This is a genomic window from Mesorhizobium sp. M1E.F.Ca.ET.045.02.1.1 (genome assembly GCF_003952485.1).
Taxonomy (GTDB): domain Bacteria; phylum Pseudomonadota; class Alphaproteobacteria; order Rhizobiales; family Rhizobiaceae; genus Mesorhizobium.
On record NZ_CP034447.1, the window covers coordinates 3,433,940 to 3,460,651 of the forward strand.

25 protein-coding genes are annotated in these 26,712 nt (G+C 65.1%); 11 read left to right on the forward strand and 14 right to left on the reverse strand.

From position 1 onward, the window contains the following. Positions 1–47 precede the first annotated feature (47 nt). On the forward strand, positions 48–1,085 hold the full coding sequence (locus EJ070_RS16585) for an MBL fold metallo-hydrolase (protein ID WP_126092332.1): 1,038 nt from the start codon (positions 48–50) through the stop codon (positions 1,083–1,085). Positions 1,086–1,097: 12 nt separating this feature from the next. On the opposite strand, the gene EJ070_RS16590 is transcribed toward EJ070_RS16585, so the two are convergent. Beyond that, positions 1,098–3,167 carry a BTAD domain-containing putative transcriptional regulator gene (locus tag EJ070_RS16590; protein ID WP_126092333.1) on the reverse strand — a complete coding sequence of 690 codons (2,070 nt, stop codon included), beginning with the start codon at positions 3,165–3,167 and terminating at the stop codon, positions 1,098–1,100. A 171-nt stretch (positions 3,168–3,338) separates the two neighbouring features. Between EJ070_RS16590 and EJ070_RS16595 the strand changes: the two genes are divergently transcribed. Together EJ070_RS16595 and EJ070_RS16600 are read left to right on the forward strand one after the other, a co-directional pair. Beyond that, positions 3,339–4,424: a pyridoxal-phosphate dependent enzyme gene (locus EJ070_RS16595; RefSeq protein WP_126092334.1), complete on the forward strand. Its 1,086-nt coding sequence runs from the start codon at positions 3,339–3,341 to the stop codon at positions 4,422–4,424. Between the two features lie 89 nt (positions 4,425–4,513). Then, positions 4,514–5,995, forward strand: a complete 1,482-nt coding sequence (locus EJ070_RS16600; RefSeq protein ID WP_126092335.1) for a pyridoxal-dependent decarboxylase — start codon at positions 4,514–4,516, stop codon at positions 5,993–5,995. Between the two features lie 21 nt (positions 5,996–6,016). On the opposite strand, the gene EJ070_RS16605 is transcribed toward EJ070_RS16600, so the two are convergent. Beyond that, complete coding sequence (locus EJ070_RS16605) at positions 6,017–8,044, reverse strand: BTAD domain-containing putative transcriptional regulator (RefSeq protein WP_245464902.1); 2,028 nt, start codon at positions 8,042–8,044, stop codon at positions 6,017–6,019. 137 nt (positions 8,045–8,181) lie between these two features. Here EJ070_RS16605 and EJ070_RS16610 point away from each other — a divergent pair, with 137 nt between their 5' ends. Next, positions 8,182–8,406 carry a hypothetical protein gene (locus EJ070_RS16610; RefSeq protein ID WP_126092336.1) on the forward strand — a complete coding sequence of 75 codons (225 nt, stop codon included), beginning with the start codon at positions 8,182–8,184 and terminating at the stop codon, positions 8,404–8,406. Between the two features lie 19 nt (positions 8,407–8,425). On the opposite strand, the gene EJ070_RS16615 is transcribed toward EJ070_RS16610, so the two are convergent. The 3 genes from EJ070_RS16615 to EJ070_RS16625 form a co-directional block, all read right to left on the reverse strand. Then, a complete protein-coding gene (locus EJ070_RS16615) occupies positions 8,426–8,794 on the reverse strand; it encodes a YciI family protein (RefSeq protein WP_126092337.1) in 369 nt (122 codons plus the stop codon). 207 nt (positions 8,795–9,001) lie between these two features. Continuing rightward, the gene (locus EJ070_RS16620) at positions 9,002–10,411 is read right to left on the reverse strand and encodes an ATP-binding protein (protein ID WP_126092338.1); all 1,410 of its coding nucleotides are present in this window, start codon (positions 10,409–10,411) and stop codon (positions 9,002–9,004) included. Further along, the gene (locus tag EJ070_RS16625; protein WP_126092339.1) at positions 10,408–11,124 is read right to left on the reverse strand and encodes a response regulator transcription factor; all 717 of its coding nucleotides are present in this window, start codon (positions 11,122–11,124) and stop codon (positions 10,408–10,410) included. Before EJ070_RS16625 ends, EJ070_RS16620 begins: the two co-directional genes overlap by 4 nt. Positions 11,125–11,361: 237 nt before the next feature. Between EJ070_RS16625 and EJ070_RS16630 the strand changes: the two genes are divergently transcribed. From EJ070_RS16630 to clpS, 4 genes are all read left to right on the forward strand, one after another. Beyond that, complete coding sequence (locus EJ070_RS16630; RefSeq protein WP_126092340.1) at positions 11,362–11,664, forward strand: hypothetical protein; 303 nt, start codon at positions 11,362–11,364, stop codon at positions 11,662–11,664. Between the two features lie 40 nt (positions 11,665–11,704). Then, positions 11,705–11,944: a hypothetical protein gene (locus tag EJ070_RS16635; RefSeq protein WP_126092341.1), complete on the forward strand. Its 240-nt coding sequence runs from the start codon at positions 11,705–11,707 to the stop codon at positions 11,942–11,944. Between the two features lie 151 nt (positions 11,945–12,095). Beyond that, positions 12,096–12,437, forward strand: coding sequence for a hypothetical protein (locus EJ070_RS16640; protein WP_189350550.1), 342 nt, complete (start codon positions 12,096–12,098; stop codon positions 12,435–12,437). Between the two features lie 187 nt (positions 12,438–12,624). Next, on the forward strand, positions 12,625–12,930 hold the full coding sequence (gene clpS, locus EJ070_RS16645; RefSeq protein WP_126092342.1) for an ATP-dependent Clp protease adapter ClpS: 306 nt from the start codon (positions 12,625–12,627) through the stop codon (positions 12,928–12,930). Between the two features lie 214 nt (positions 12,931–13,144). On the opposite strand, the gene EJ070_RS16650 is transcribed toward clpS, so the two are convergent. The 5 genes from EJ070_RS16650 to EJ070_RS16670 form a co-directional block, all read right to left on the reverse strand. After that, on the reverse strand, positions 13,145–14,275 hold the full coding sequence (locus EJ070_RS16650) for an IS481 family transposase (RefSeq protein WP_126091168.1): 1,131 nt from the start codon (positions 14,273–14,275) through the stop codon (positions 13,145–13,147). 102 nt (positions 14,276–14,377) lie between these two features. Beyond that, entirely contained in the window at positions 14,378–16,465 is a 2,088-nt protein-coding gene (locus EJ070_RS16655) for a hypothetical protein (protein WP_126092343.1), read from the reverse strand. A 3-nt stretch (positions 16,466–16,468) separates the two neighbouring features. Beyond that, positions 16,469–19,285, reverse strand: a complete 2,817-nt coding sequence (locus EJ070_RS16660; RefSeq protein ID WP_126092344.1) for a DUF4159 domain-containing protein — start codon at positions 19,283–19,285, stop codon at positions 16,469–16,471. Then, positions 19,282–20,292, reverse strand: a complete 1,011-nt coding sequence (locus EJ070_RS16665) for a DUF58 domain-containing protein (protein WP_126092345.1) — start codon at positions 20,290–20,292, stop codon at positions 19,282–19,284. Before EJ070_RS16665 ends, EJ070_RS16660 begins: the two co-directional genes overlap by 4 nt. Then, the gene (locus EJ070_RS16670) at positions 20,292–21,296 is read right to left on the reverse strand and encodes a MoxR family ATPase (RefSeq protein WP_126092346.1); all 1,005 of its coding nucleotides are present in this window, start codon (positions 21,294–21,296) and stop codon (positions 20,292–20,294) included. The genes EJ070_RS16665 and EJ070_RS16670 overlap by 1 nt, the downstream gene beginning before the upstream one ends. Before the next feature lie 154 nt (positions 21,297–21,450). On the opposite strand from EJ070_RS16670, the gene EJ070_RS16675 reads away from it, so the two are divergent. The 3 genes from EJ070_RS16675 to EJ070_RS16685 are packed head-to-tail and all read left to right on the forward strand — an operon-like array spanning position 21,451 to position 23,977. Beyond that, positions 21,451–22,080 (forward strand): DUF1285 domain-containing protein, encoded by a 630-nt coding sequence (locus EJ070_RS16675; RefSeq protein ID WP_126095793.1) that lies wholly within the window; start codon positions 21,451–21,453, stop codon positions 22,078–22,080. Next, positions 22,080–22,712 (forward strand): CoA pyrophosphatase, encoded by a 633-nt coding sequence (locus EJ070_RS16680; RefSeq protein WP_126092347.1) that lies wholly within the window; start codon positions 22,080–22,082, stop codon positions 22,710–22,712. The genes EJ070_RS16675 and EJ070_RS16680 overlap by 1 nt, the downstream gene beginning before the upstream one ends. Continuing rightward, entirely contained in the window at positions 22,709–23,977 is a 1,269-nt protein-coding gene (locus EJ070_RS16685) for a CCA tRNA nucleotidyltransferase (protein WP_126092348.1), read from the forward strand. The genes EJ070_RS16680 and EJ070_RS16685 overlap by 4 nt, the downstream gene beginning before the upstream one ends. Before the next feature lie 27 nt (positions 23,978–24,004). Here EJ070_RS16685 and EJ070_RS16690 read toward each other — a convergent pair whose 3' ends face one another. The 4 genes from EJ070_RS16690 to EJ070_RS16705 all read right to left on the reverse strand — a co-directional run bounded on the left by EJ070_RS16690 (position 24,005) and on the right by EJ070_RS16705 (position 26,701). Next, a complete protein-coding gene (locus EJ070_RS16690) occupies positions 24,005–24,988 on the reverse strand; it encodes a S8/S53 family peptidase (protein ID WP_126092349.1) in 984 nt (327 codons plus the stop codon). Positions 24,989–25,075: 87 nt separating this feature from the next. After that, the gene (locus tag EJ070_RS16695; protein ID WP_126092350.1) at positions 25,076–25,654 is read right to left on the reverse strand and encodes a hypothetical protein; all 579 of its coding nucleotides are present in this window, start codon (positions 25,652–25,654) and stop codon (positions 25,076–25,078) included. Positions 25,655–25,946: 292 nt separating this feature from the next. Next, the gene (locus EJ070_RS16700; protein WP_040970995.1) at positions 25,947–26,132 is read right to left on the reverse strand and encodes a DUF1059 domain-containing protein; all 186 of its coding nucleotides are present in this window, start codon (positions 26,130–26,132) and stop codon (positions 25,947–25,949) included. Between the two features lie 308 nt (positions 26,133–26,440). Further along, positions 26,441–26,701 (reverse strand): DUF1344 domain-containing protein, encoded by a 261-nt coding sequence (locus tag EJ070_RS16705; protein ID WP_126092351.1) that lies wholly within the window; start codon positions 26,699–26,701, stop codon positions 26,441–26,443. Between the last annotated feature and the right edge of the window lie 11 nt (positions 26,702–26,712).

Consider the following 26,712-nt stretch of genomic DNA (forward strand, 5'->3'; position numbering starts at 1 on the left):
ACGGATGGTTGCCCGGTGGCGCGAGAATGCAGCGGGGTACGTCGCAAATGATCTTCCGTCAGCTCTTCGATGCCGTCTCCGGCACCTATTCCTATCTGCTCGCCAGCCGCCACGGCGGCGAGGCACTGATCATCGATCCGGTGCTGGAGAAGGTCGAGCGCTACCTGCAACTTGTCAACGAGCTCGACCTCAGGCTGGTCAAGGCGGTCGACACGCATCTCCATGCAGATCACATTACCGGCCTCGGCGCGCTGCGCGACAGGACGCATTGCGTGACCGTGATGGGCGAGCAGACCAAGGCCGACGTCGTTTCGATGCGGCTTGCCGACGGCGACAAGCTTGCCATCGAGGGGCTGGCGCTCGACGTCATCTACACGCCCGGCCACACCGACGATTCCTACAGCTTCATCCTGCCCGACCGGGTCTTCACCGGCGACACGCTGCTCATCCGCGGCACCGGCCGCACCGACTTCCAGAACGGCGATCCACGCCAGCAATATGAATCGATCTTCGGCCGCCTGCTCAAGCTTCCCGACGAGACGATGGTCTTCCCGGCGCACGACTACAAGGGCGAGACGGTGTCGACGATCGGCGAGGAGAAGGCCTTCAATCCGCGCCTGCAGGTGAAGTCGGTCGACGAATACGTCGACATCATGAACAATCTGAAGTTGGCCAACCCGAAGATGATGGACGTCGCGGTGCCCGCCAACATGAGGGTCGGGCTGCACCAGGACGATATCGCCAGCCGCGGCTGGTCGGTGACCGCCGAGCAGGCGCTGGCGCTGGTCGGTCGGCCCGATGTGGCGCTGATCGACCTGCGCGAGCAATCCGAGCGGGAGCGCAATGGCGTCATTCCCGGTGCGATCCATCTGCCCTATGCACGGTTGCAGGAAAACATCGCCGCCGGCGGCATGCTGCATGAACTGGCGAAATCGACTGCCAGGCAGATCCTGTTCTACTGCGCGTTCGGCGAGCGCTCGGCGATGGCCGTGCAAGCGGCGCAAGACGTCGGAATCTCGAGTGCCCGCCACATACAGGGCGGCATCGTTGCGTGGCGGAAGGCCAGCGGCCCGCTCGTGCACTGACGCAGAGCAGGCTCAGTTCAATCCGATCAGCTTCGCGCCCTTCCGGAACATGGCTTCCGCGTCCCGGTCGAAGCGGAAGGTGGCGATGAAATCGTCGGCGCGGTAGTCCGGCAATGTCTTGCGGATCGCGGCCGCGAAGTTTCGCGCCTCGTCCTGGCGGCCGGCCAATGCCAGGCAATGCGCGGCGATCGCCAGGATGATGACATGGGCGTTGGGCCTTGCTGCCGCCTTGAGCGCCCATTCGGCGGCTTCGTTGAATTCGCCCAGCCGCGCATGCGCCATGGCGCGCGCGCTCATCATGCCAAACAACAGCGGGTCGAAGGGACTGAGATGGCGCGAGTGATCGGAGGAGCCGATCGCCGATTGCGGATCGCCCGACTGCGAATGGACGAAGGACAGGGAATAGTGGCCCAGTGCGAAGTTCGGGCTGAGGTCGACGGCCTTCGCCAATTCGATCACCGAGGCGTCCTGGTCGCCGCGCAGCCACAAGGCGCGGCCCATCGCCCAGTGCGCGGCCGGATTGCGGTCGTCGACCAGAAGGCTGTGGCCAGCGCTATCGAAAGCCAACGCCGTCTCGCGGTCGCGATCGCCCCAGCGCTGGAAGGCGTTTTGCCAATGGGTGAAGGAGAGCCCGGCATAGGCGCGGGCGAAAGTGGGATCGAGTTTCAGTGCCTCGTGGAAAAACTGTTGCGCCAGCTCGTTTTCCTGGCGAGTGAAGCGATACATATGCCAGAGGCCGCGGTGATAGGCCTCCCAGGCATTGAGCGAATTCGGTGCCTTAAGCAGCGCACGGTCGCGCTCGACCGCCGCGATTTCGGCGGCGATCGAGGAGACGATGCTGTTGCCGATATCGTCGAGGACGATGAAGACGTCATCGGGCTTGTGCTCGAAGGTCTCTGCCCAGACGATCCTGGCCGTGCGCACTTCGGACAGCTCGACCTCGACTATGACCCTGCCCAGAAGATTCCTGACCGAGCCAGTCGCCACGTAGTCCACGTTGAGCCGACGTCCGGCATCCTCCGGCGCAATGTTCTTTTCAGCGAGCGCAAAGACCGAGCCGCGGGCGATGACGAAGAAATCGCGGAGCTTGGCGAGGCGCGTGATGATGTCGTGGGTCAGGCCGTCGGCCAGCCCGCCGCGAAAGCCGGCGGCGCCGGCATGTTCGGCAAAAGGCATGACCGCCAGCGAAGCCCGGCGCGTCGCGGCTGTTTCGGGTTCGCTCTGGGCGATCAATGGCTGGGTCGCCGCGAACGGCACGGGCCGGGCGCATGGCGTCGCGATGGAGTGGCGGGCTCTTATCGCCTGCCATGCCTCGCGCAAGGGAGCGATATCCAGCTCCTCGGAGTGAAAGAGCTCCGCCGCGGTGGCAAGATGCTCTTCGGCTGCGCCGATCTGCCCGCGCCGGGCGAGGTTTTCCAGCAGCGCGGTATGCGCGCGCCCGTCGAAGGGCGCCAGTTCCAGCCATTTGTCGATACAGGCGGCCGCCTCGTCGGCTTCCGGCGGGAGAAGGCCGATGATGTGCTCGAGAACGGCGACGTGGCATGAGCTGAAGCGGCGCCGCTGCGCGGTCAGCCAACTGGCGAAATGCGGACTGCGGTCGAGCTCGAGACCGTCAAGGAAATCGCCGGCGAAAAGCTGCAAGAGACTCCGCAACCGCTCGAGGCTGAGCGTATCGATACCTTCCGCCGCCGCCCCGGCTGTCTCCAGGGCATCGACGCGGGTATCGGCGAGGCGAAGCGCGACCGCGTCGCCCTCGGTCTCGACCCTGCGCAGGTCCGGCTCGTCGAGCGCGGCGCGAAGCTTGCTCAGGCACCAGCGAAGCTCGCCGCGCGGATCGTTGGGAACATCCCAGAGAAGCTCGCACAGCCGGCTGCGGCTGACGGGGTGTGGCGCGAGCGTCAGATAGGCGAGCAGCGCGCGCAGCTTGCGGGACGCCGGCAGCACGACCGGAACACTGTCGCGCACAATCGCAAGCGGTCCGAACAGCCGCAGGGACAGGCCGGCCGCCTCGCTGTTCAGGCCCGATCGGGCGGATTCCACGTGCGTTTCCACGCTCGCTCCCACGCTGACCAGTTGGTCCATGTTCTATCACCAAAGACGACAGGAAGCATCCGACAGCCCTATTCCGTATCGGAACGCCGCCGTTGCCGCATCTGCGGCAGGTCCCGCAACCCTACCGCGGCAAGGTGTCGAAACCGCGCCGCCGAAGCCGCCGGTTTGTAACCGGCGCGTGAGACATCGAGGAGAAAAGCCATGTTGCAGCAATTGAAAATCAGGACAACAGCCGGCCGCGGCCGGCTGTTCGGCAGCATTCTCGACACGGTCGGCGACACGCCGGTCATCCGCATCAACAATCTCGGCCCGGGTCACGCGACGATCTATGTGAAGGCCGAGTTCTTCAATCCGGCGGCCTCGGTGAAGGACCGGCTGGCGCTCAACATCATCGAGGAAGGCGAGCGCAGCGGCAAGTTGAAGCCGGGCCAGACCGTGGTCGAGGCGACCAGCGGCAACACAGGCATCGGGTTGGCCATGGTGTGCGCGCAGAAGGGCTACCCGCTGGTGGTGACGATGGCCGACAGCTTCTCCATCGAGCGCCGCAAGCTGATGCGCATGCTGGGCGCCAAGGTGGTGCTGACGCCGCGCGCCAAGAAGGGTTCCGGCATGTATCAGAAGGCTGTCGAACTTGCCGGGGCCAATGGCTGGTTCCTGGCCCGTCAGTTCGAGACGGAAGCCAATGCCGCCATCCACGAGGCGACCACGGCGCGCGAGATCATCAACGATTTCGCGGGATCGAGGCTCGATGTGCTTGTCACCGGCTATGGAACCGGCGGCACGATCGCCGGCGTCGGACGAGTGCTGCGCCGCGAGCGGCCGAATGTCCGGATCGTGCTTGCCGAGCCAGCCAATGCGCAGCTTATCGGCAGCGGCCAAGCGCAGGAACGCGGCGCAGGCGGCGCACCCGCTGCCAGCCATCCGGCGTTCGAGCCGCATCCGATCCAGGGCTGGACGCCGGATTTCATCCCCAACGTGCTGCAGGAGGCGATCGACAAGCACTATTATGACGAGGTGGTGCCGATCCCCGGTCCGGAAGGCATCAAATGGGCGAAGGCGCTGGCACGGCAGGAAGGCATATTCACCGGCATCTCCGGCGGCGCCACCTTCGCCGTGGCGCGCCAGATCGCCGGGACGGCCCCGGCCGGTTCGGTGATCCTGTGCATGCTGCCCGACACCGGCGAGCGCTACATGTCGACGCCGCTGTTCGACGGCATCGAGGCGGAGATGGACGCCGAGGAGACGGCGCTGTCACGCTCGACGCCGAGCTGCCAATTCGACGCCTGAAGACAATTCGCGGCGCCGCTGCCCATTCGGCTGGCGGCGCCGCATGACAATCCAGGAAATGATCGCATGCCTTTTGGGGGGAGGAGCGGATGGATACCTTGCAGGAAACAGCGGTGATGGATGAAACGCTCGATCCGCCGGATTGGGCCGAAATGCAGGCCCTGTCGCATCGGATCGTCGAGGAGGCCGTCGCTTATCTCAAGGATGTCCGAGATCGTCCGGTGTGGCGCGAGATGCCGCCCGAGGTCCGCAGTTTCTTTTCGGCACCGCTGCCGCACGAACCGGCGCCGATTGCCGATGTGTATGGCGAGGTCGCCCGCAACGTGATGGCCTATCCGATGGGCAACATCCATCCGCGCTTCTGGTCCTGGTACATGGGGTCCAGCAATTTCACCGGCGCGCTCGGCGATTTCCTGGCGGCGATCCAGGGCTCGAACCTCGGCGGCGGCAACCACGCCGCCGGGCTGATGGACAGCCAGGTGGTCGGCTGGTGCAAGGAGATGGTCGGATTCCCGGTCTCGGCCGGCGGCACGCTGGTCAGCGGCGGCTCCATGGCCAACATTATCGGACTGACCGTGGCGCGCAACGTCAAGGCGGGCGTCGATGTTCGCGAAAGGGGCGTAGGCGCGATACCAAAACCGTTGCGCTTCTACGCGTCGGACCAGGTCCATTCCTGCCACCGCAAGGCGATGGAAGCGCTCGGCCTCGGCAACCGGGCGCTGCGACGGATTCCGACCGATGCCGGTTTGCGCATCGACGTCGACGCTCTCAGGGCGGCCATCGCGGAGGATCGCGCGGCAGGGTTCAAGCCAGCCTGCGTGATCGGCACCGCCGGCACCGTCAACACCGGCGCGATCGACGACCTCAAGGCGCTGGCCGCGCTGGCGGCGGAAGAAGACCTCTGGTTCCATGTCGACGGCTGCATCGGCGCACTGATTGCCATCGCGCCTGAAAACAGATCGCTCGTCGCCGGCATCGAGCAGGCGCATTCCATCGCCCTCGATCCGCACAAATGGCTGCACGCGCCGTTCGAGGCGGGCTGTGCGCTGGTTCGCGATGCTTCTGCCCACCGCAACACCTTCGCCGTCACCCCGGAATACCTGGAATCGACACCGCGTGGGCTCGCCTCCGGGCAATGGCTGCACGACTACGGCCTGCAGACATCGCGCGGCTTTCGCGCGCTAAAGATTTGGATGGCGCTCAAGGAGCACGGGGTGGAGAAGTTCGGGCGCCTCATCGACCAGAACATCGCCCAGGCTCGTCATCTCACCGCTCTGATCGAGGCGGAGCCGGCGCTGGAACCGATGGCGCCGACCACCATCAACATCGTCTGCTTCCGCCATCGCCTGGACGGTGCGTCCGAGGAACGGCTCAAGGCGTTCAACACCGAGATCATGCTCAGGCTGCAGGAAGAAGGCATCGCCGCCTTGTCCGACACCACCGTGCACGGCCGGCATTGCCTGAGGGTGGCGATCACCAACCACCGCACGCGGCGTGACGATCTCGACCTGCTCGTGCGCGAAACGCTTCGCCTTGGAAAGGAAGTCGAGGCCGCGGCGCTGGCGGATTGAAGACGATGCACCAAGACGTGTCTATTCGGGCAGGCCGGCCAGCCGCAGCGCCTCGAAATATTTGGCGAAATAGGCCGGCCTGATATGGCCCGCCACGTGTGTGAGGTTGGCAAGCGTCAGTTCGGGGTCGAGCGCCAGCGAGCGCGCGATATGCTTGCTCGCGGCATCCAGCCTGCCGGCCATGGCATTGCAGGCGGCCGCGACGCGCAGGCCGGTGAGATAATATGGCTGCGTGCGCGATGCCGCCTCTGCGAGCGGCCAGGCGACGTCGTAGCGGCCGGCCACGAAATGGGCGAAGGCGGTGCAGGTCTGCATGAAGAAGGTCAGCGGATCGAGCGGGCTCAGCCGTCTTGCCCGCGACAGGTGCTCGATGGCGATGTCGGGATCGTCGTAGCAGGCCTTGAGGTAGCCGCTGGCGCTCCAGGCGGTGGCGCAGTTCGGGTTCAGCACGAGCGCCCGGTCGGCCAGTGCCAAGGCGGCCTCGTAGTCGCCGGTGACATAGCCCAGCGCCAGGCCGCTGAAGGCCAGCGCTACCGCGTCGTCCTGGCCGGAGATCGCGACGTTGCCGACCAACCGGGAAACCTCGGCGGTCTCCTTCTGCCGATCAGTCATCCAGCGATTCGCCATCCGCCAGAAATAGCACCAGGCGGCAGCGCCCTCCGCTGAGGCAAAATCGGGGTCGAGCTCGATGGCCTTGTAGAATTGCGGCAGCGCTTCCTCCAGCCCTTCCCTCGTCCAGCGGTAAAGGCTCGCCATGCCGCGCAGATAGTGGTCGTAGGCGTCGAGGCTTTCGGTGGGCTTGCGCTTGGCGCGCGCCATCTCAGCCTGCTCGAGCCTCGGCGAAATCGCGCCGACAACGCTGGAGGCGACGAGATCCTGCAGTTCAAACACCTCCGAGACGTCGCCTTCGAACCGGTCGGCCCACAGAGTCACCCCCGCCGCCGCCTCGACCAGTTGCCCTGCCACGCGCAGCCGGCTGCCGGCCCTGCGGACGCTGCCCTCCAGGACGTAGCGCACCCCGAGCTCGCGTGCCACGCGGGTGACGTCGACCGCCTGGCCCTTGTAGGCGAAGGCGGAATTCCGCGCGATCACGAACAGCCAGCTCACATGCGACAGCGCCGTCGTGATCTCCTCGACAACGCCGTCGGTGAAATATTCCTGCTCGGCGTCATCGCTCATGTTCTGGAACGGCAGGACAGCGATCGATGGCTTTTCCGGCACCGAGACGGCCGGACGCGGCGGCTCCGCCTTCACTTCCAGGCCGGACGGTTCGACCTCGGGCGGTCTGCCTTTGGCTGTCGGTTCCGCTTCGATGCGTTCGACCAGCGCCCGCGTCGCTTCTTCGGGATCGACGCCGAGCTCGCGCTTCAGCGCTTCCTTGCAGACCAGGAACTGACGGAAGGCATCGTTGGTCTTGCCGCGGCGGCGGAAGATGCGGATCAGTGCACGGTGGGCCTGCTCGGCGCATGGGTCGAGCGTCACCAGCCGTTCGGCCAGTGCTTCGCAGGCCAATTCCTCGCGCGAACCCAACTCCGGCAAGAGGCTCAGCCGCTCGGCCAGTTCCAGCGCCTTGCGGGCGTAGTTGGCCCGAAGCGGCGCGAGCCACTCGTCGATCTCGCCTGCGAACGACAGCCCGTCGAGCAGGTCGCCCCGATAGAGGTCGGCCGCTGCCGCGAGGCTTGTGCCTTCATCGGCCTGACAGTTCCGGTCGAAAATCCAGATGTCGGCCTCGTCGGCATTCGCCGCCAGCCAGATGGTGTCGGCACTGCCTTCGATGCGAATGGCTTCGTCGCCGGTGGACGGAAACAGCCGCCTGATGTCGACCAGAGCCTGGCGCAGGCTGTTTCGCGCCTGCTGCTCGCCGCTGCCGGCCCACAGCATCGCCGCCACCCTCTCGCGGCGAAGGCCCTTGGGCCCGGCCAGAACGAGCGCGGCAAAGAGCAGCGACGTCTTGCGCGTCGCGAAGTGCAGAGGTTGCCCGCCTGCGAAGACAACCTCGATGCCGCCAAGCAATCGGATGCGCACTCCTGCCCCCGTGAAAAAAGCCATGGGCAGAATATCACGTCCCGCCACCGACTTAACGACGATTTAGCGCGGTTTTTCCTACGGTTTCACGCTTGGATGAACATTGGCAAAGCGCGCCGGTGGGACATTGCCCTCGTGAGTTCGAACGAGGGAGAATGACAATGACCTACATCAGCCTCAGGACCTTCCAGCCGACCACCCGCCGTGCCGGCACGCTCGCGGCCAATATCGCGACGATCTTCGTCGGGCTCCGGCGCCGGTACCAGGATGCCATGCAGCGCAGGGCTTTGGCCGGCTTGTCGATGTCGGAACTGAAGGATTTCGGGTATCCGGCCGATGAAGCTCCCGCCGATGTCGCGGCTCGCGGCCGCCGCCCGCTGCGGTGAACCGTCACTTTTCCTGGAATCAGGCCAGCGGCGCGCCGGGTAGATAAAGGGCGATCGGCCGTATCTCGTAGACCGCGGTGGGATTGACGCGCTTGAGATCGCGCGCCGCCGCGATCGCCTCGTCCTGGTCCGCGCAATCCAGCACATAGAGGCCGAGCAACTGCTCCTTTGTCTCGGTAAAGGGACCGTCGATCACCATGCCGTCGCCCGGACCGCGCAGCGTGACCGCTTTAGCGGTCTCGCCCAGCCTTGCCGCCGGCCCCAGCTTGCCGGCGCGCGTCAGCCTGTCGTTGATCTCGAGCAGGTCTTTCATGAGGGCTGCATCCTCGTCGGGCGTCCAGGACTGGACGGTCTCTTCGACGTGATAGGCAAGGATCGCATAGAACATGGAGCGGTTTCCTCGTGCATGACCCCGAAAATCGGAATCGATTTTTGCTTTGCTGACCTTCGGTTCGGAAAGGATCATCCACCAAATTGAAGTGCTGCAGCGTCCTTTGCGCAAGAGGACGCGCGGCGCTGTAGAGAGCGGCCGCACTATCACAAGGATGGCGAGGCCGATCCAGTCCCGACGGCAGTCGGGAAAACGCCTCCTGACTCAAGCTGCCAGCGGCAGGCACAGCTCCGTCAGCAGGCCACCGGCGGGATGGTTGGAAAGGCTGATCTCGCCGCCGGCGCCGCGAGCGATGTTGCGGGCTATGGTGAGGCCGAGACCCAGGCCGCCGGTCTCGCGGTTGCGCGACTGTTCGAGGCGCACGAAGGAAGCGAACACCTGATCCAGCTTTGCCTGCGGGATGCCCGGCCCCTCGTCGCGGATGGTGAGCAAAATCGTATCACCCGACCGTCGCACGCCGATATGCGCCTTCTTGCCATAGGTGACCGCGTTCTGGACGAGATTGGTGATGCAGCGGCGCAGCGCCACCGGCCGCGCGATGCAGATCAGGCCGCGCGAAGGTGTGGCGTCTTCGTCGAAGGAAGCATCCTCGAACATGTCGGCGACGGATTCCACCAGCGACCAGAAATCGATCCGCTCGGCCTTTTCCTCCGTGACCTCGAATTTGGCGAAGTCGATCACCGAACTGGCGATGCTTTCGATGTCGGCGAGGTCATGCGCAAGGGCTTCGCGAGCGGCTGATTTGCGCAGCAACTCGAGACGCAGCCGCATCCTGGTCAGCGGCGTGCGCAGATCATGCGCAAGTGCTGCCGCCAGGTGTTCGCGGTCCTCGACATAGTCGCGCAGGCGCATCTGCATGGCGTTGACCGCTTTCGCCGCGGCACGGATCTCGCGGCTGCCGCTCTCGGCGATCGGCGGGCTTTTCAGGTCGTTGCCGATGCGGTTCACCGCGGTCTCCATCATGCGGTAAGGCGCCGTCAGCCGGCGCAGCGACCAGATCGACATGACCACGATCAATCCCGCTATCAGCGAATAGAGCGGCAGGCTGTCCCAACTCAGGATCGGCCCCGCCGGCGTGATCGGCTCGGTGAAGTTCAGCCATTGGCCGTCGGAAAAGCGCAGCGACGCCGTCAGCTTGTCGCTCTGCGCAAAGTCCGCGGCCAGCACCAGAAGATCGCGCTCGACCTGGCCGACATCCCTGTTCATCACCTGGCCGTCCGGGACATCGGCTTCCTGCGTTGCCGGATCGCGCCGCACGCGCGCGTCGGTGATGCCGAACTTGGACAGGCGGCCGACCAGAATGTCCTCCAGCTCGGCAAGCTGGTCGTCGCCGGCAATCGAGGAGGTGACGGCAGGAGTGTCCGAAACGGTCAGCGCATAGGTGGCATTGAACAGGCCGGATGCGGTCGCCTTGCGCTCCTCGGGCGTGGCGTCATGCATCAGCTGCACCAGCGAATAGGCGCGGTCGTTCAGCCGGTAGAGATCAACCACATCGTTGGCGGCAGCGCGGTCGCGCGCCACGATATAGAGCGTCGCGACCTGGCTGATCATCAGGCTGGCGATGACGATGAGCAGCACCCAGACCGGCAGGGTTTGCGGCAGGAAGCGTCTCATTCGGAGGTCGTTTCGGGCAGAAACTGATAGCCGCCGCTGCGCACGGTCAGAATCAGCTTCGGCGTCTTCGGGTCGTCTTCCATCTTGCGGCGCAGGCGGCTCACCAGGATATCGACGCTGCGGTCGAAGCTGTAGCCGGTGTCGCCACCCGAAAGCTCGATGAGCTGTTCGCGGGTGAGCACGCGCTGCGCGCTCTTGACGAAGGTCTGCAGCAGATTGAACTCGGCCATCGTCAGCTCCACCCGCACGTCGTCGGGCGCCGTCAGGCGGCGGCGCGAGCAATCCATGGTCCAGCCGGCGAACCGGTAGATCTGCTTGGCGGCGGGCCGGCGCGGCTCGGCGGTGCCGTTGCGCCTCAGAACAGCGCGGATGCGGGCGAGCAACTCGCGCGGATCGAAGGGTTTCGGCACATAGTCATCCGCGCCCATCTCGAGGCCGACGACGCGGTCCGTCGTCTCGGTCACCGCGGTCAGCATGATGATCGGTGTGGTGTAATTGGCGCGGATCTCGCGGCAAAGCTCCAGCCCGCTTTTTCCCGGCAGCATCACGTCCAGCACGATGAGGTCGACCTGCACGCGGCGCAGGATCGCCTCCATCTCGGCGCCGTCGGCGGCCACCGTCGTGCGCAGTCCCCGCTTCTGGAAGAATTCCTGAAGCAGGTCCCGTATGCCCTTGTCGTCATCGACGATCAGTATGTGCGCGTCGGATTTCACGAGAACCCCGCGATTGCTGTAGTCAAGCCGTCCTTCGGTGATCACCCACACGATAGAATTCGGGCCACATGTTGGCCAGCGGCGACGATTTGGGAAGAGCTGGCTTCCCCAGAAACAATTCAGAAACAAAATTCTACAGTTGGGAAAAACTCGTGAAAAAAATCAAGGGCATAACCGGTGTCGTGGCGGTCAGGTCATCGGCTGCGACGCAAGTTTCCGGAGTAACGGGCAAGACCAATGCAGAGGTTCTGGATCAGCTTGATGGGTGCTTTGCTCAGCATGTCGCTCATCACAGCCGCGGTCGGAGCCTCCAACGCAAAGGTGACGTCGCTGACCCGGGCCGAGCGCTGCACCAACCTCAGCCGTCAAGTTGACGAAGCCCTCGAAACCCATGCCGCGGCAACGCAGGTCACCGCGGCGAAGGCACTTCAAAGAAAGGGAAACCGGTTCTGCGCCGCCAAGAAACAGGCACAGGGCATCCGGATGCTCGCAAATGCTTTGAAGCTGCTTGGAGTGACACCGATCGACCCGGTTCAGTGACGCTCACCTTCCTCGACCCGCATGAAAAGGAAATGAAGCCATGAAGAAGTCCATTCTCTCCGCCACCGGTCTCGCCGTCGCTCTCGCCTTCGCGATGCCGTCTCTCGGCAACGCCGCCGCCACGACGACCGCTGCTCCGGCTGCTTCGACCACGACCACCGCTCCGGCTGACAGCACGGCAAAGCCGCCCGTGAAGAAAGTCGCCGCGAAGAAGCACAAGAAGGCTTCGAAGAAGAAGGTCGTCAAGAAGACCGACAAGAAGGATGCTCCGAAGACCTGATCCGGGTCTCGGCACCTTACCTTACAAAACCGCTCCAGCCGGTTTCGGCTGGGGCGGTTTCTGGCGACCGAAGCCGACACCCCCGGCAGCTTCCGCCGCGAAAGCTTGATCCTTAACCCGATCGCAATGCCGGTGTCGTAGGACAATCCGCATGAGGAAGCGGTTTTCGTCCCTGATGCGTTCGCTGACGCTCGGCGGCCTGGTTGCCACCGCGGCGGCAAGAGCGCTTATCATCTTCACAGCCAGCCCGGTGCCGGATCCCGCCAGCGGCAGGACCGAGCCGGAGCTTTTCGCGCCGGTAATCTCGTCGAGCTTCGACTACATCACGCCGGCACAGAGCTGGATCCTGATCGTGCTCACCGGCGCAACGCTGGTCGGCTTCGCCGCCTGGATAGTCACCGCGTTCATGGAGCGTGGTTCCGACATGGACGATGGCGGCTCCGGCAGGTTCGATAAAACGATGCGCCGCACGATCGGCCGGCAGGGCCGTTGAACCGCAAACAGTGCTTTCCCACATAAGGTCGGATGTTTGCCCGCGCCGCTACGGCGGGCAAATGGGCGAATGCTTCCCTGCATGACTAAAGTGGAAGCAACAATCACAGCTATTTTCGCGCAATTCCGGACGGAAAACCGCTGAGCACTTTTCCTGGAATTGCTGAGTTCACAACCGGCGGATTCCAATGCCTGAAACTGTCCTCAAACCCCGTACCAAGACGCAGCTGAAAACCGAGCGGCCAAAGCTCTACAAGGTCATCCTGGTCAATGACGACTTCACACCGCGCGAGTTCGTGGTGACAGTGCTGAAGGGTGAGTTCAAGCTCAGCGAGGATCAGGCGCATCGGGTGATGATCACGGCGCACACGCGCGGCGTCTGCGTGGTCGCCGTCTTCACGCGCGACGTCGCCGAAACCAAGGCCACGCGAGCAACCGATGCCGGCAAGGCCAAGGGCTATCCGCTGCTGTTCACGACCGAACCGGAAGAGTAGGGCGGTACCCTTTTCCCTTCTCCCCTTGTGGGAGAAGGTGGCCGAGCGAAGCTCGGCCGGATGAGGGGTGCTCCAGGGAACGCCAACGTCTCATTCCTTCCAGCACCCCTCAACCGTCTCGGCGCTGCGCGCCGATCCACCTTCTCCCACAAGGGTGTTTGGACCGGGGACATCGCGAACAGGTGTGCGAAGACATCGCGAACAGTTTTGCATGCTATCGGGCGAGGGCATTGAGGTCGATGGTTTCTATTTTCTGATGTCTGAACCAGGCGTCGAAGACGCCGTCGGTGGCGGTGGGGCGGAAAGCGACGGACTTTCCGGCGAAGGCCCGGCACAAGCGTATGGTTCGGCCGAGAATGGAGACGAAGCCGTGCTGCTGAACGCGGCGGATGAGATCGTCCTTGGCATATTCGAACGGCTCGACTGTTTCGCGATACTGGCGCGGCGAGGCCTGGTAGCGATCGAGCGGCACGCCGCCGCCCAAGGCATCGTGGGGACGCTGGGCGTTGTAGACGTGGCGCCACTGGTCGAATGCATCCTGAGCCTCGGCGAGATTGGCGAAGGGCGGTCCCTGCAATGCCTCGGCCTTGAGCGAACGATGGAAGCGCTCGTCCTTGCCGAGCGTCTGCGGATGGCAAGGCCTGGAGTGGCTGACGGCGATGCCAATCTCGATCAGCCAGACGGTGAGCAAGGTGAAGTCGTTGCGGCCGCCATCGCCCCAAGGCGGACCATTGTCTGTGGCGATGCGCCACGGCAGGCCATAGCGACGGAAGGCGGCGATCAGCCGGGCTTTTACGGTTTCGGTGGTCTGGTCGGCGCAGGCCGACAGCGCGATCGAGAAGCGCGAATGGTCGTCGAGCACGGTAAGCGGATGCAGCCGGCCGGCGCGCAAGGCAACGTGGCCCTTGAAGTCCATCTGCCACAGGTGGTTGGGGGCGGCATGCTCGAAGCGAATGAAAGGCTGGGCTCCGCCGCCCAAAGCCCCCAGCTCGATACCGTTGCGGCGCAGGATGCCGGTGACCGTCGAGGCCGCCGGCGTGCCGATGCCTTCGCGGGCAAGCACTCGCGCGATCTTGCGCCCACCCCAGGCTGGATGCGCCACACGCACCGAAACGGCTGCCGCCTCCACCTCCGGCGCGCTGCGTGCCGGGCTCGACAGTGGTCGCCGAGACTGCTCCGCCAGGCCGGCCGCCCCTTCCATCCGATAGCGCGAAAGCAACTTGTGGCCACAGGTCCGGCCAATGCCGAAGCGCCGGCACAACGCGCTCACATTGGCGCCAGGCGCCAGCGCCAATCTCACGAACTCTTCTTTCTGGCTCATCACGCTTCTGGCCTCGAATGGCATCCCGAACCCCCTCGCGCAAAACGCGCAAAACTGTTCGCGATGTCTTCGCACACCTGTTCGCGATGTCCCCGGTCCAAACAAAGGGGAGAAGGAGAGGTGCCGCTACCTTCCTTCGCGATACCACATCGAGCCGATCGCCAGCAGCAGCAGGCCGAGACCGAGGAAGCCGCCGAACAGCGGCACGCGCGAGACGGCCTTCAGCGTGCTGTCGTCGGTGGTGCGAAGGCCGATCCAGTCATCGCCCGACGCCGCGCCCGAGGAGCGGACCGGCACGATGGAAGGCAGGGCCACGCCGCCGGAAAGGTTGCCGAGCATGGACGACGGCGCCAGCCTGCGCACGCTGCCTCCGGTCGCCTCAGCCGATGCTTTCAACTTGTCTTCCGTAGAGACGACGTCGGAGAATTCCGGCGCGTTGATCGGACCAACATGGGCAAGAGCGGTGAGATCGCCATTGCCCACCTGATAGAGGCCGATCTCGCTGGTCTGCAGGCTGCCCGTGAAAATGCCGGGCTCGGACTTCTGCAGCCTGACCGTCATCGCCTTGCCGGAAGGCGTGATCACCTGGGCGGGACCAGGATCGTCGCTCATCGTCTGGCGGCGGATCTCCAGCACCATGCCGCGACCATCGGCGGTCAGCCGTTCCTCTTCCAGTTCGGGCTCCTTCATCAGCCAATGGGCGATGCGGCGATAGAGCTGCACATGCGGCCCGCCGCCTTCGAAGCCCCGCGCCCACAACCAGCCCTGGTCGGAAAGCAGCATGCCGACCCGGCCTTCGCCCTTGCGGTCGAGCACAAGCAGCGGGCGGTCTTCGGCCCCTTTCATCACCACCTCGCCCTCGGGATTCTTGACGCCGATGGTGCGGAACCAGCGGCTCCAGCGCGGCGGCTCGGTGGCCGAGCCGTCGAGCCCGCGCGTGACGGGGTGACGCTGGCCGAGATCGGTGAGACGCGGATAGAAGGCCTTGTCGACGACCTCGCCGCTGGGCATCGCCGGCAGGGCCGACATCAGCGGCGTGCGGGCAATCGAGCTCTCTCCGGCATATTCGGGGCCGGCGGCGATCAGCAACGCGCCGCCTTTTTCGACATATTCGGAGATGTAGTCGTAATAGAGGATCGGCAGCACGTCGCGGTGCTGATAGCGGTCGAAGATGATCAGATCGAAATCCTTGATCTTCTCGACGAACAGTTCGCGCGTCGGAAAGGCGATCAGCGACAGTTCGTTGATCGGCGTGCCGTCCTGTTTTTCCGGCGGACGCAGAATCGTGAAATGGACAAGGTCGACCGACGCGTCGGATTTCAACAGATTGCGCCATGTGCGCTCGCCGGCATGCGGCTCGCCGGAGACCAGGAGCACGCGCAGGTTCTCGCGAATGCCGTCGACGAGCGCGATGGCGCGGTTGTTGGCGTCGGTCAGTTCGCCCGGCTCATGGTCGATGCCGAGCTGGACGATGTTGCGGCCGGCATTGGGGATGGTGACCTCAAGCTTCATCGGCTGGCCGATGGTCGCATGCTCGACCGAAACCTGCTCGCCATTGACCGAAACCCGCACATCGACGGGGCCGGTCTGGCCGTCGCTCGCGATGACGCGGTAGCTCATGTCGAGCGGCTTGCCGACGAGGCCGAAGCGCGGCGCGTTCTCGAAGCGGATGCGGCGGTCCTTCTCATGCTCGTTGCCGGTGATCAGCGCATGCAGCGGCGCGTTGAAGTCCGGAGCGCCGGCCGGCGCGTCATGCACCTCGCCGTCGGTGATCATGACCGCGCCGCCGATGCGTGAGGGCGGAACGTCGCGGAAAGCGCCCTCCAGCGCGCTGAACAGCCTGGTTTCGGTGCGCTCGTCGGCGACTTCCGACTTGCCGGCGTCGACGATGCGCACGTCAAACTGCTTGAAGCGGCCGAGACGCTGCTGAAGACCGGCCAGCGCCTCGTCGGTCTGCTTGGTGCGGTCGCCGATGTCCTGGCTCTGGCTGCGGTCGACGATGACCGCAACGACGCTCTTCAGCGCTTCGCGTTCTTCATCGAGGAAAACCGGGTTGAGGAGGGCCGCGCCGAGCGCGACGAGGGCGATGAAGCGCAGGAACGAGCCTCGCCGGCGGAACCACAGGCCGGCCAGCGCAAGCAACAGCAGCGGCGCGATGACAAGGCCGAACAGCGGCCAGGAGACGAGCGGTTCGAAGGAGATCGACCAGTTCATGAACTACTGCCCCAGCCGTTCGAGCAGGATGGGCACATGGACCTGGTCGGATTTGTAGTTGCCGGTCAGCATGTACATCATGATGTTGACGCCGGCGCGCAGCGCGTAGACGCGCTGCATCGGATCCGGCGGCACGGTCGGCAGCATCGGGTCGCCGTTCTCGTCGACGGCCCAGGCGCCGGCGAAATCGTTGGCGGTGATCATGATCGGCGAAACGCCGTCGCCGGTGCGCACCGGACGGTTCTCGGTATTACTGGCGTCGAGCGAGGCCTCAACCCAGAGCGGGCTGCCGTTGAACCGGCCCGGAAACTCCGGAAGGATGAAGAAGGATTTCGTCAGCACATGGTCCGACGGCACGGGCTCCAGCGGCGGCACGTTGAGATTGGCGAGGATGTCGCGCAGCCGTTCGGTGGCGGGGCTTGCCGAGCCCGCGTCGATGCCGTTGGAGAACTGGTCGCGCGTGTCGAAGAGAACCGTTCCGCCCTGCTGCATGTAGGCGTCGATGCGGGCGATCGCCGCTTCGCTCGGCATCGGCGCGGTGGCGTCGATCGGCCAATAGATCAGCGGATAGAAGGTCAACTCATCCTTGGCGATGTCGACGCCGGCCGGCGGGCCGGGCTCCAGCGCCGTCTTCTCGACCAGGAAGCGGGTCAGGCCCTCGAGTCCGGCGCGGCTGATCGAATCGACGCCGGGCTCGCCGGTGATCACATAGGCGATGCGGGTTTTCGAAATATCCTCGATAGCCTGGGAGTCGCCGGGCTTCGAATCGTCCGCGCGGGCAAGATCGGTATGGCCGAAGAGCCCGCCAAGCACGATCAGCACGGCAGCAGCGGTCGCCGCGGCGCGTCGCGGCCGGCGCGACAACAGCCCGCCCATCCACAAGACGGCAAGCGTGTCGAGCAGCATCAGCAGGAGGGCCAGCGTGACCAGCGGACCTTTCAGATTCTCCGATTCGTCGAAGGCGTAGGGGATGGCGGTCACCGGCAGCGAGATCTGCGGCCGGGCAAGCGGTGTGAACGTGCTGGAGGCATTGAGCAGGTTATGGGCGAAGACGCCTGTCTCCGAGCCGTAGAGGCCGGGCGGGTTTTCCAGGGTCACCGGCAACGGCCCGGCGCCCGGCACGAGCGGCCGCGCATCGGGCGTCGGCGGCACCAGCGCGCCGTCGGCGCCGATCATGCGATAGGGCGCCAGCGATGCGGCCGTGGCCTCGGCATTGGCGACCGCCGCGCCCTGGTTGCGCGACAGTTGCACGATGCGCCTCAGCATCTCGACGAAGCTGCCGGAGATCGGCAGGTTCGACCAGGTCGCTTCGGGTGTAACGTGGAAGAGCACGAGCGTGCCCTTGCCCTTCTTCATACCTGTCACCAGCGGCGTGCCGTCGGCCAGCGTCGCCCAGGTGCGCTCGACGATGTCGGGCGTGGGTTCGGCGAGCACCTGCCGGCTGACCGTCACCTCGGTTGGCGGCGCGAGATCGGCGAACGGGCCGTTCTTCGGGAATTCGGTGACCTGCTGCGGCGTCGTCCAGGACAGCGCGCCACCCAGCGCACGCTCGCCGCTGCGCAACCTGACCGGCAAGAGGTCGTCGTCATTGCCGGCGGCGGCCAGCCGGGAGCCGGCAAAGCGCACCAGCGTGCCGCCATTGTTCACCCAGTCGACCAGCCGTTGCCGGACCTGCTCGGGAATGGTGCCGACATCGGCCATGATGATCATCGCCGGCTTCTGGTCGAGAAGCTGCGGAATGGCGTCGGCCAGGTCGGCGCTCGACGGCTCGACCAGATCGGCGAAGGGCTGCAGGGCGCGGCGAATGTAGTAGAGCGGCGACAAGAGCGGCTGCGCCTGGTCGGCCTCGGCCTGCGACAAGAGCCCGACGCGGCGGCGCTTGGAGCTTTCGTCGAGCACGCGCACGCCGCCGGCCTGGTGCTCGCCGTCGAGCGCGATCGAAGCGAAGTCGTTGCGCAATTCGAACGGCACGGCCATCGTTCCGGTGGCGGTGGTTTCGCCCGGCGCGAAGGTCAGCGTCGCGTCGGCGATACGGCGGCCCTTGTCGTCGAAGGCGCCCGCGGTGACCTGCGCCGGCGCCGGATCGCCCGGCGCGCGGATGGCGGTCAGCGCAAAGCCGTCGACCTGGTTGTCGGCATCGGTCAGGCCGGTGAGCGAGATCCGGTCGGAGGTGGCCCAGACCAGCCGCGCGGCATTTTTTTCCAGAAGCATCTTGAACGCCGCTTCGTCGCCGTTGGCCGCCAGGCCATCGGCAAGCACGGCGACGCTGGCACCCGGCAGGCGCTCCAATGTGGCGGCGACACGGGCATAGACGGCGGGGCGGTCGGTCGGGATCGGACGCGGCTTTGCCGCGCGCAGCCGATCAAGCGCGGCCGACGCATCGAAAGGGCCGATCTCGGCATTGGGTTTCTCGGCGGTGAAGGCGATGACGACCGGCACGCCGTTCGAGCCGGCATCGGCAATCAGCCGCTCGGCGGTGGCGACGCGCTTGCCCCAATCGGCCGCACTTGCCCAGTCATTGTCGATGACCAACGCCAGCGCAGAGCCCTCCGCCGGCAGCTTTTCGCGCGGATTGAAGACCGGTTCCGCAAGCGCTGCGATGACGAGGGCAGCCATCAGCAGGCGAAGCAGCGTCAGCCACCAAGGGCTTTGATGCGGCGTCTCTTCGCGCCTGAGGACCCGGGCAAGGATTCTCAGCGGCGGAAAGACCTCGGTCTGCGGCCTGGGCGGCGTGAGCCTCAGCAGCCACCAGATCACCGGCAGGGCCAGCAGGCCCCACAGCACCATCGGCGCGCCGAAGGAAAGCGGCAGCCAGCTCATGCGACCGCCTTTCCGGCGAGACCGCCACTGGCGGTCAGCCTCGCATGACTGGCGCCGGCAGCCAGCCCTGCATGACCGGAGGTCAACCCGGCATGACTGGAGGTCAGCCCTGGACGGGTGCTGTCGGCGGTCATCGCCATGTGGATACGCACCAGCGCTTCGGAGGCGAGGCGGTCGGTATGGTTGACGGTGAAGCTCCAGCCGAGACGCCTGCACCAGCCGGCCAGTTCCTGGCGGCGGGCGGTATAGAGCAGGCGGTATTCCTCACCCAGCATCTCGGCGCGGCCGGCGGTCAGCTTGTCGCCGGTTTCCGGATCGGTGAATTCGGTGCGGCCGGCATAGGGGAAGGTCTCCTCGGCCGGGTCCGCGACCTCGATCAGATGCGCGCGCACGCCATGGCGGGCGAGCACGTCGAGCCAGCCCATGGTTTCCTCGACCGGATCGAGGAAATCGCTGACGATGACGATATCGCAGAAGCGGCGGATGGCTGACAGGTCGGGCTTGGCCGGCAGCGCGCCGGCGTGGCTGAGCTGGGCGGCGATGCGTTCGGCGCCGTTGCGGGCCGTGAACGGGTCGGTGAGGCCCGGCCAGGCGATGCGCTCGCCGCTGCGCGACAGAAGCTCGGCCATTGCGAGCGCCAGCACCAACGCGCGCGATTCCTTGGAAACGCTGGCTCCCGCGGATTTGTAAAGCATGGAGGGGGAGGGGTCCGCCCACAGCCACACCGTGTGGGCAGCCTCCCACTCACGGTCGCGCACATAGGTATGATCGTCGCGGGCAGAGCGGCGCCAGTCGATGCGCGAGGAATCGCCTTCGACATAGGGCCTGAACTGCCAGAAATTCTCGCCGATGCCGCGCTTGCGGCGGCCATGCCAGCCGGCGATCACCGTGTTGACGATGCGGCGGGCCTCGACCAGCAGATCCGGCACCAAAGAGGCCCGCAACCGACCACGGGCGAGCGCGTCGCGCGTCGCAACCGGTGCCTGGACCTCGCCTATTCGACCCATCAGATGCCTTTTGCCAGCTTCGCCACCACGTCGCGCACGGAAGTGCCTTCGGCGCGGGCAGCGAAAGTCAGCGCCATACGATGCTGCAGCACCGGCTCGGCCAAGGCACGGATGTCGTCGACCGACGGTGCCAACCTGCCATCATATAGTGCGCGAGCCCGGGCGCACAGGGTCAACGCCTGGCTGGCGCGTGGACCCGGACCCCAGGCGACGTGCTTGTCGGTGTCGGCATTGCCCTGACCCGGACGGGCCGAGCGCACCAGCTTCAGAATGGCCTCGACGACGCTCTCGGGCACCGGCATGCCGCGGATCAGCGTCTGGATTTCCTTGAGCCGAGCCGGCTGCAGCACATTGTCGGCCTTGGCCTCCTCGACGCCGGTGGTTTCGAGCAGGATGCGGCGCTCGGCCTCGATATCCGGGTAAAGGATGTCGACCTGCATCAGGAAGCGGTCGAGCTGCGCCTCGGGCAGCGGATAGGTGCCTTCCTGCTCCAGCGGGTTCTGTGTCGCCAGCACATGGAAGGGCGAAGGCAGGTCGTATCGGGCGCCGGCGATGGTGACGTGATACTCCTGCATCGACTGCAGCAGCGCCGACTGCGTGCGCGGCGAAGCGCGATTGATCTCGTCCGCCATCAAAAGCTGCGTGAAGATCGGCCCGGAAATGAAGCGGAAGGAGCGCTTGCCGAATTCGTCCTGCTCCATCACCTCGGAGCCGAGGATGTCGGAAGGCATCAGATCGGGCGTGAACTGGACGCGGCGGGAATCGAGACCGAGAACGATGCCAAGCGTCTCGACCAGCTTGGTCTTGGCGAGACCCGGCACGCCGACGAGCAGCGCGTGACCGCCGGCAAGCAACGCCACCAGCGTGCGTTCGACGACGGCTTCCTGGCCGAAGATCACCCTCCCGACGGCGTCGCGGGCCTTCGAGATGTCGGCCAGCGCCTTCTCGGCCTCCTCGATCATCGCCTTGTCGCTCAACGGGCTTTCCTTGATCATCACGCTCATGCCGTTCGATCCTTGTGGTTGGAAATACCGGCCTGCATTCTCAAAGTCGCAGAATGCCGCGATTCGGCCTCTCCTGGCGTCTGCATTCGAACTTAAATCACAGACTTGGGCCGACAAGGCTGACAATCGGGACAACAGTGACTATTTCGTGACCATGACCGAACGTGTCGAGCATCGCGAACAGAGTTTGACCGGCGCCACCGAGGCGCGTGGGCTGGAAGCGCTGATCTCGCGCGCGGCGCGCGCCGGCAAGGGACCGGCCCCGGTGGAGCGCTGGAATCCGGACTTCTGCGGCGATCTCGACATGGAGATCAGGGCCGATGGCACCTGGTTCTATCTCGGCACGCCGATCGGGCGCATGCCGCTGGTGCAGCTCTTTTCCAGCGTCTTGCGCAAGGATGCCGACGGCAGAACCTACCTGGTGACGCCGGTGGAGCGCGTGGGCATCCGCGTCGCCGACGCGCCCTTCATCGCCGTCGAGATGAACGTGTCGGGGACCGGCGAGGGTCAGGTCATCACCTTCCGCACCAATGTCGGCGACGTGGTCACGGCCGGAGCCGGCCATCCGCTGCGCTTCGTCGACGAGGACGCGACGGGCGGGCTCAAGCCCTATGTGCTGGTGCGCGGTCGGCTGGAGGCGCTGGTGGCGCGGCCCGTGATGTATGAGCTTGTCGAACATGGCGAGGAGATCGATATCGACGGCAAGGCAATGTTCGCCGTCCGCTCCGGCGGCGAGGTCTATCCGATCATGCCGGCCGAAAAACTCGAGCGGCTAAGCGGGTGATGGACCAGGTGGCGCCGGTGCCGTTCTCGATCGCGGATTTTCGCGCGCGCGCCGCGGCGCAGGCCGAGGTGCAAGCCGGCGACGAGTTCGGCGATCATCGCTTCAATCCCGGCCACCCCAGGCTGAAGCACATAAAGCCGCTGCGCGACGCCGCGGTGCTGATCCCGGTCATCGATCACACCGATGGCGCGACCGTGCTGCTCACCAAGCGCGCCGAGAAGCTGCGCAGCCATTCCGGGCAGGTGGCCTTCCCCGGCGGCACGATCGATCCGACGGATCCCGGCCCCGATGCCGCGGCTCTGCGCGAGACTTTCGAGGAGATCGGCCTCGACCGCGGCCACATCGAAATCATCGGCCGGATGCCCGATTATGTTTCCGGCAGCGGCTACCGCATCGTGCCGGTGCTTTCCGTGGTGCGGCCCGGCTTTTCGCTGACGCTCAATGCCGACGAGGTCGACGCCGCCTTCGAAGTGCCGCTGCGCTTCCTGATGGACCCGGCCAACCATGCGCGCGACAGCCGCATGTGGAACGACCTCGAATGGTTCTTCTACGAGATGCCCTATGGCGGCCAGCGCATCTGGGGCGTCACCGCGGGTATCATCCGCACGCTCTATGAAAGGCTCTATGCGTGAGTGCCGAGGTGTCTCTTTCGGGCAGGGCGGACTGGCTCGGTGAAAAGCATCTGCAGCGGCTGCTCGCCGCGCTGAAGGAGGGCGGCGAGGAGGCGCGCGTGGCCGGCGGCGCGGTGCGCAATGCGCTGATCGGCCAGCCGGTCGCCGACATCGACATCGCCGCCACGACCGTGCCCGAGGAGACCATCCGGCGCGCCGAGGCCGCCGGCTTCAAGACGGTGCCGACCGGTATCGAGCACGGCACGATCACGGCGATCGGCGGCGGCAAGGCCTACGAGGTCACGACGCTCAGAGCCGATATCGAGACCGACGGCCGGCGGGCGAAAGTGATCTACGGACGCGACTGGAAGCTCGACGCCGAGCGCCGCGACTTCACCATCAACGCGCTCTATGCCGACGCCGACGGGACGGTCGTCGACCTCGTCGGCGGCGTCGCCGACATCGAGGCGCGGCGTTTGCGCTTCATCGGCGAGCCGGAAGCGCGCATCCGCGAGGACTACCTGCGCATCCTGCGCTTCTTCCGCTTTTTCGCCTGGTATGGCGACGGCCGCCCCGATGCCGAGGGGTTGAAGGCCTGCGCCAGGCTGAAGGACGGGCTCAGCCGGCTTTCGGCCGAACGCGTCTGGTCCGAGTTGAAGAAGCTGCTTTCGGCGTCCGATCCGTCGCGCGCACTGCTGTGGATGCGCCAGGCCGGCGTTCTCACCGCCGTGCTGCCGGAGAGCGAGAAGTGGGGCATTGACGCCATCCATGGGCTGGTCAGGACCGAAAAGGATCTCGGCTGGAATGCCGATCCGCTGTTCAGGCTGGAGGCAATGGTGCCGCCGGATGCCGCGCGCATGAAGGTGCTTGCCGAAAGGCTGAGATTTTCGACCAGCGAGGGCGAACGGCTCAAGCAATGGGCGCTGACGGCTTCGCCGGAATCCAAGACAACCGAGACGGAACTTGCGAAGAGGCTCTATTTCGGAAACCGCGACGGTTTCCTCGATCGGCTTCGGCTCGCTCTCGCCGCCGCGCGGACACGTGCCGTCGAGGACAATCAGGCCATGCTGGAAGCCGGTGGTTACTCCCGCTTGCTAGGCTTCGCCTTGAAATGGGAAAAGCCGACCTTTCCAATCAAGGGCGCCGACCTGACCGAACTCGGCGCGTCACCCGGCCCGAAGCTTGGCGCGACGCTGAAGAACCTCGAGAAGGAATGGGTGGATTCCGGATTCGCCATGGATCGCGGTGCGCTGCTCAAGCGCGCCGCGAAGGCACTCGAGGCCTAGCGCGGCAAGCCGTAGGATCGCCGCGGCTCAACGTATCGACACGGGGGCCAACGCGCGCGAAAGGCTTGCCTCGCCCTTGCCGTAGATGGACGGGTCGTAATTGACCAGTGTGTCGGTACGGGCCGTGTTGAGCAGGTCGTTGGTGATCTGAACCGGCGTCGCCTTGGTGAATTTGCTGCCGATGATCGCGGCGTATCCGGAGATGATCGGCGCGGCGAAGGACGTGCCGTAAAGGCCAGTCTTGTCGCCTTCGACGCCGACCACCAGGAAGTGGCCCTGCACGGCCGGGTCGGAGCCGGCATAGTTGGAATACCAGGCAAGCTGAGCCTTGCTGGACGCAGTGCCGTTTGTCGACAGCGCGCCGACGAAGATCGCCGTCGGTTTGCCGATCAGGGCGAGGTCGAGATAGTCCTGCTGGCCGCCGGTCACCCCGCCGACGGCGACCGAGTCGTTGCCTGCCGCCTTCGAGACGATGGCCGATCCCTTGGTGGCGTAGGAAATGATCGAGGACTCCTCCGGGGCCCACCAGATCTGGCTCACGCTGTAGCCCGCGGTGGTGTACATGCCGTAGCTGAGGTTGAGCACGTTACGGCCGCGTGCCAGCGGAACGGCCGAACTCGTCGAGAAATCCTTGGAGCGAATGGTCGCCGCGGGAGCGATCATGCTTGCCTCCTCGCGCGTCCATTCGCCATGCCGCTGGGTCTGCACGCCGAGCCCGAAATTGCCGGAGAAGCGCGATGAACTGCTGAAGTCGTCGACGATGGTGATGGTGACGCCCTTGCCCTTGTAGCCGGCTGCCCATGCGGCGCCGACGTCGGGGCTCATCCAGCTCTGTACTGCCTGGGTCGTTGCCTTTGCGACCGGGATCCTCGCGCTCACGCATATGGATCCACCGCCGTGGCACAACGCGGCCGCCTCGTCCGCGTCGAGGGCTTCCTGCGCCGAGGCGATGGACGCCGGCAAAAGGACGAGCGCCGCGGCAATGCCGAACTTCCAGAAATTACCAGACATGCTCTTACTCCCAGTCAAACAGGAACGAGGACGGACGATCGTAGACTTCGGGAGCAAGAAGACTTCTCATGCGCGACCTCCCGGCGATCAGAAAGTAACACGGTAGTTGAGCCACAGGCGCAGCCTTTCGGGTGTAGCGTTAACCAGATATTTCAGCGTTTCCTCAGGCGCCGTCTCGCCGGCCGCGAGCCGGCAGTTGACGCTATAGGTGCCCAGATCCCCGTAGTCGGCCACGCAGGGCTTTTCGGTCAGGTTGCCGCCGAAGGTCGAGGTAACCGAAAGGGATAGGGTGCTGTTCAGGCTCGGATGAGTCTGGGTGAGAAAACCGAGCTTGAAGCTCGGCGCAATGCGGTATTTCTCGGCTTGTTCCCCGGTCCCAAATCCCCACAGGACGCCGCTGTTTTCGGTGAGCTGCGTGAGAAAATCGACATGCATGTCGACCCAATTGCTGTGGTACCACCGATTGAACGAGACCCAGCTTCCGTCCTGCAACTCGTAGCCGCCATTGCCGAGGCCCCTCGCGCGGTCGCTGAGCCAAGACCCCTGGTGGATATCGACGAGCGACGTGGTCATTTCCTGCGCCATCGCCGGCGAGACACCGAGGAATGCGCACAGCAGGAGTGCCGCTGCACCGAAACCACTTCGATTGTCGGACTTTTCGCGCATGCGCGCAGCACCTCGTCCCGTCGGATCCGGACGCGCCTTGTGGCAAACGGCTCCTCGGGCAGCCGCCGTGGCCGGATCATGCACCTGACGTTCGCATGGAGACCGTTACCGCGGGGTTATCCCAGCCGGCACGAATATAAGTTTTTGCTTGAAATCTTTGGGATTGAAGCCGGTTGTCGGCGATCGGGGCAGATCGCCGCGCGCAAAGCGGGATGCGCCCGGATGCTGCATCCCGCTCGCTGTCCTTGTCGGTGGTGTCGCGCAGAATCGGCGATTGCAGCCGGCCAACGCCTCAGGCCGCGTCGCGGACCTTCTGGATGCGCGAGCGGATCGCCTCGATCATCGTCTCGCGGATGATGGTTTCGCCATGCGTTTCACGCAGATGCTCGACCGCGCGGCGCATGACCTCCGCTTCTTCTTCTGCGCGCGTGTGCCAGTCACAGCCCGGGACGAGTGTTCCGCATTGGAATTCCTTCATGGTCGTTCCTTTCCTCTTTGGCGCGGCTCGGTTTGGACTTCCGTTCCATGTGCTTGTTTTCTAAGCAATTCCGTATGGGAAACCGCTGAGCACGTTCCTGGAATTGCTCAGTTGGACTACCATAACACACACTTCCGGTTTCGGTTGCATCGAAGCCGGGAGGCTGTTGGCTCGTCACGATCTTCATTGGAAACAAAAGGCGGAGCAACCTTGCCCCGCCTTCCTTGCTGCCTGATGCCCGCTTTAGATTGCATACCGTCTCCCCAAAACCTCTGAGCACTTTTGGGCGATGTGCATCGGGCGGGCCGTCACTTCATGATCTTGACCGCCTCGGCAATCTTGTTCTTGCCGCTCATGTCCCAGGAAACGCGAACTTTCTCGCCCGACTTGATGCCCGGATCCTTGAAGGCCTTGGACAGGGTGAAGGTCGATCCGTTGTCCAGAACAAGGCTCATGGCCGTTCCATCAAAGCTCTTGACCGTGCCCGTGGTGTGTTTGACCGCGGCGAACGCGGCGCCACCGGAGGCGAGAAAGGCAGCGGCTGCTGCCGTCACAATAAGCTTGCGCATGGCATGCTCTC

Bases quoted from the DNA above. Each gene is read 5' to 3' on its own strand.
- EJ070_RS16585 (WP_126092332.1), top strand. From the start codon at position 48: ATGATCTTCCGTCAGCTCTTCGATGCCGTCTCCGGCACCTATTCCTAT.
- EJ070_RS16590 (WP_126092333.1), bottom strand. From the start codon at position 3,167: ATGGACCAACTGGTCAGCGTGGGAGCGAGCGTGGAAACGCACGTGGAA.
- EJ070_RS16595 (WP_126092334.1), top strand. From the start codon at position 3,339: ATGTTGCAGCAATTGAAAATCAGGACAACAGCCGGCCGCGGCCGGCTG.
- EJ070_RS16600 (WP_126092335.1), top strand. From the start codon at position 4,514: ATGGATACCTTGCAGGAAACAGCGGTGATGGATGAAACGCTCGATCCG.
- EJ070_RS16605 (WP_245464902.1), bottom strand. From the start codon at position 8,044: ATGGCTTTTTTCACGGGGGCAGGAGTGCGCATCCGATTGCTTGGCGGC.
- EJ070_RS16610 (WP_126092336.1), top strand. From the start codon at position 8,182: ATGACCTACATCAGCCTCAGGACCTTCCAGCCGACCACCCGCCGTGCC.
- EJ070_RS16615 (WP_126092337.1), bottom strand. From the start codon at position 8,794: ATGTTCTATGCGATCCTTGCCTATCACGTCGAAGAGACCGTCCAGTCC.
- EJ070_RS16620 (WP_126092338.1), bottom strand. From the start codon at position 10,411: ATGAGACGCTTCCTGCCGCAAACCCTGCCGGTCTGGGTGCTGCTCATC.
- EJ070_RS16630 (WP_126092340.1), top strand. From the start codon at position 11,362: ATGCAGAGGTTCTGGATCAGCTTGATGGGTGCTTTGCTCAGCATGTCG.
- EJ070_RS16635 (WP_126092341.1), top strand. From the start codon at position 11,705: ATGAAGAAGTCCATTCTCTCCGCCACCGGTCTCGCCGTCGCTCTCGCC.
- EJ070_RS16640 (WP_189350550.1), top strand. From the start codon at position 12,096: ATGAGGAAGCGGTTTTCGTCCCTGATGCGTTCGCTGACGCTCGGCGGC.
- clpS (WP_126092342.1), top strand. From the start codon at position 12,625: ATGCCTGAAACTGTCCTCAAACCCCGTACCAAGACGCAGCTGAAAACC.
- EJ070_RS16650 (WP_126091168.1), bottom strand. From the start codon at position 14,275: ATGCCATTCGAGGCCAGAAGCGTGATGAGCCAGAAAGAAGAGTTCGTG.
- EJ070_RS16655 (WP_126092343.1), bottom strand. From the start codon at position 16,465: ATGAACTGGTCGATCTCCTTCGAACCGCTCGTCTCCTGGCCGCTGTTC.
- EJ070_RS16660 (WP_126092344.1), bottom strand. From the start codon at position 19,285: ATGAGCTGGCTGCCGCTTTCCTTCGGCGCGCCGATGGTGCTGTGGGGC.
- EJ070_RS16665 (WP_126092345.1), bottom strand. From the start codon at position 20,292: ATGGGTCGAATAGGCGAGGTCCAGGCACCGGTTGCGACGCGCGACGCG.
- EJ070_RS16670 (WP_126092346.1), bottom strand. From the start codon at position 21,296: ATGAGCGTGATGATCAAGGAAAGCCCGTTGAGCGACAAGGCGATGATC.
- EJ070_RS16675 (WP_126095793.1), top strand. From the start codon at position 21,451: ATGACCGAACGTGTCGAGCATCGCGAACAGAGTTTGACCGGCGCCACC.
- EJ070_RS16680 (WP_126092347.1), top strand. From the start codon at position 22,080: ATGGACCAGGTGGCGCCGGTGCCGTTCTCGATCGCGGATTTTCGCGCG.
- EJ070_RS16690 (WP_126092349.1), bottom strand. From the start codon at position 24,988: ATGTCTGGTAATTTCTGGAAGTTCGGCATTGCCGCGGCGCTCGTCCTT.
- EJ070_RS16695 (WP_126092350.1), bottom strand. From the start codon at position 25,654: ATGCGCGAAAAGTCCGACAATCGAAGTGGTTTCGGTGCAGCGGCACTC.
- EJ070_RS16700 (WP_040970995.1), bottom strand. From the start codon at position 26,132: ATGAAGGAATTCCAATGCGGAACACTCGTCCCGGGCTGTGACTGGCAC.
- EJ070_RS16705 (WP_126092351.1), bottom strand. From the start codon at position 26,701: ATGCGCAAGCTTATTGTGACGGCAGCAGCCGCTGCCTTTCTCGCCTCC.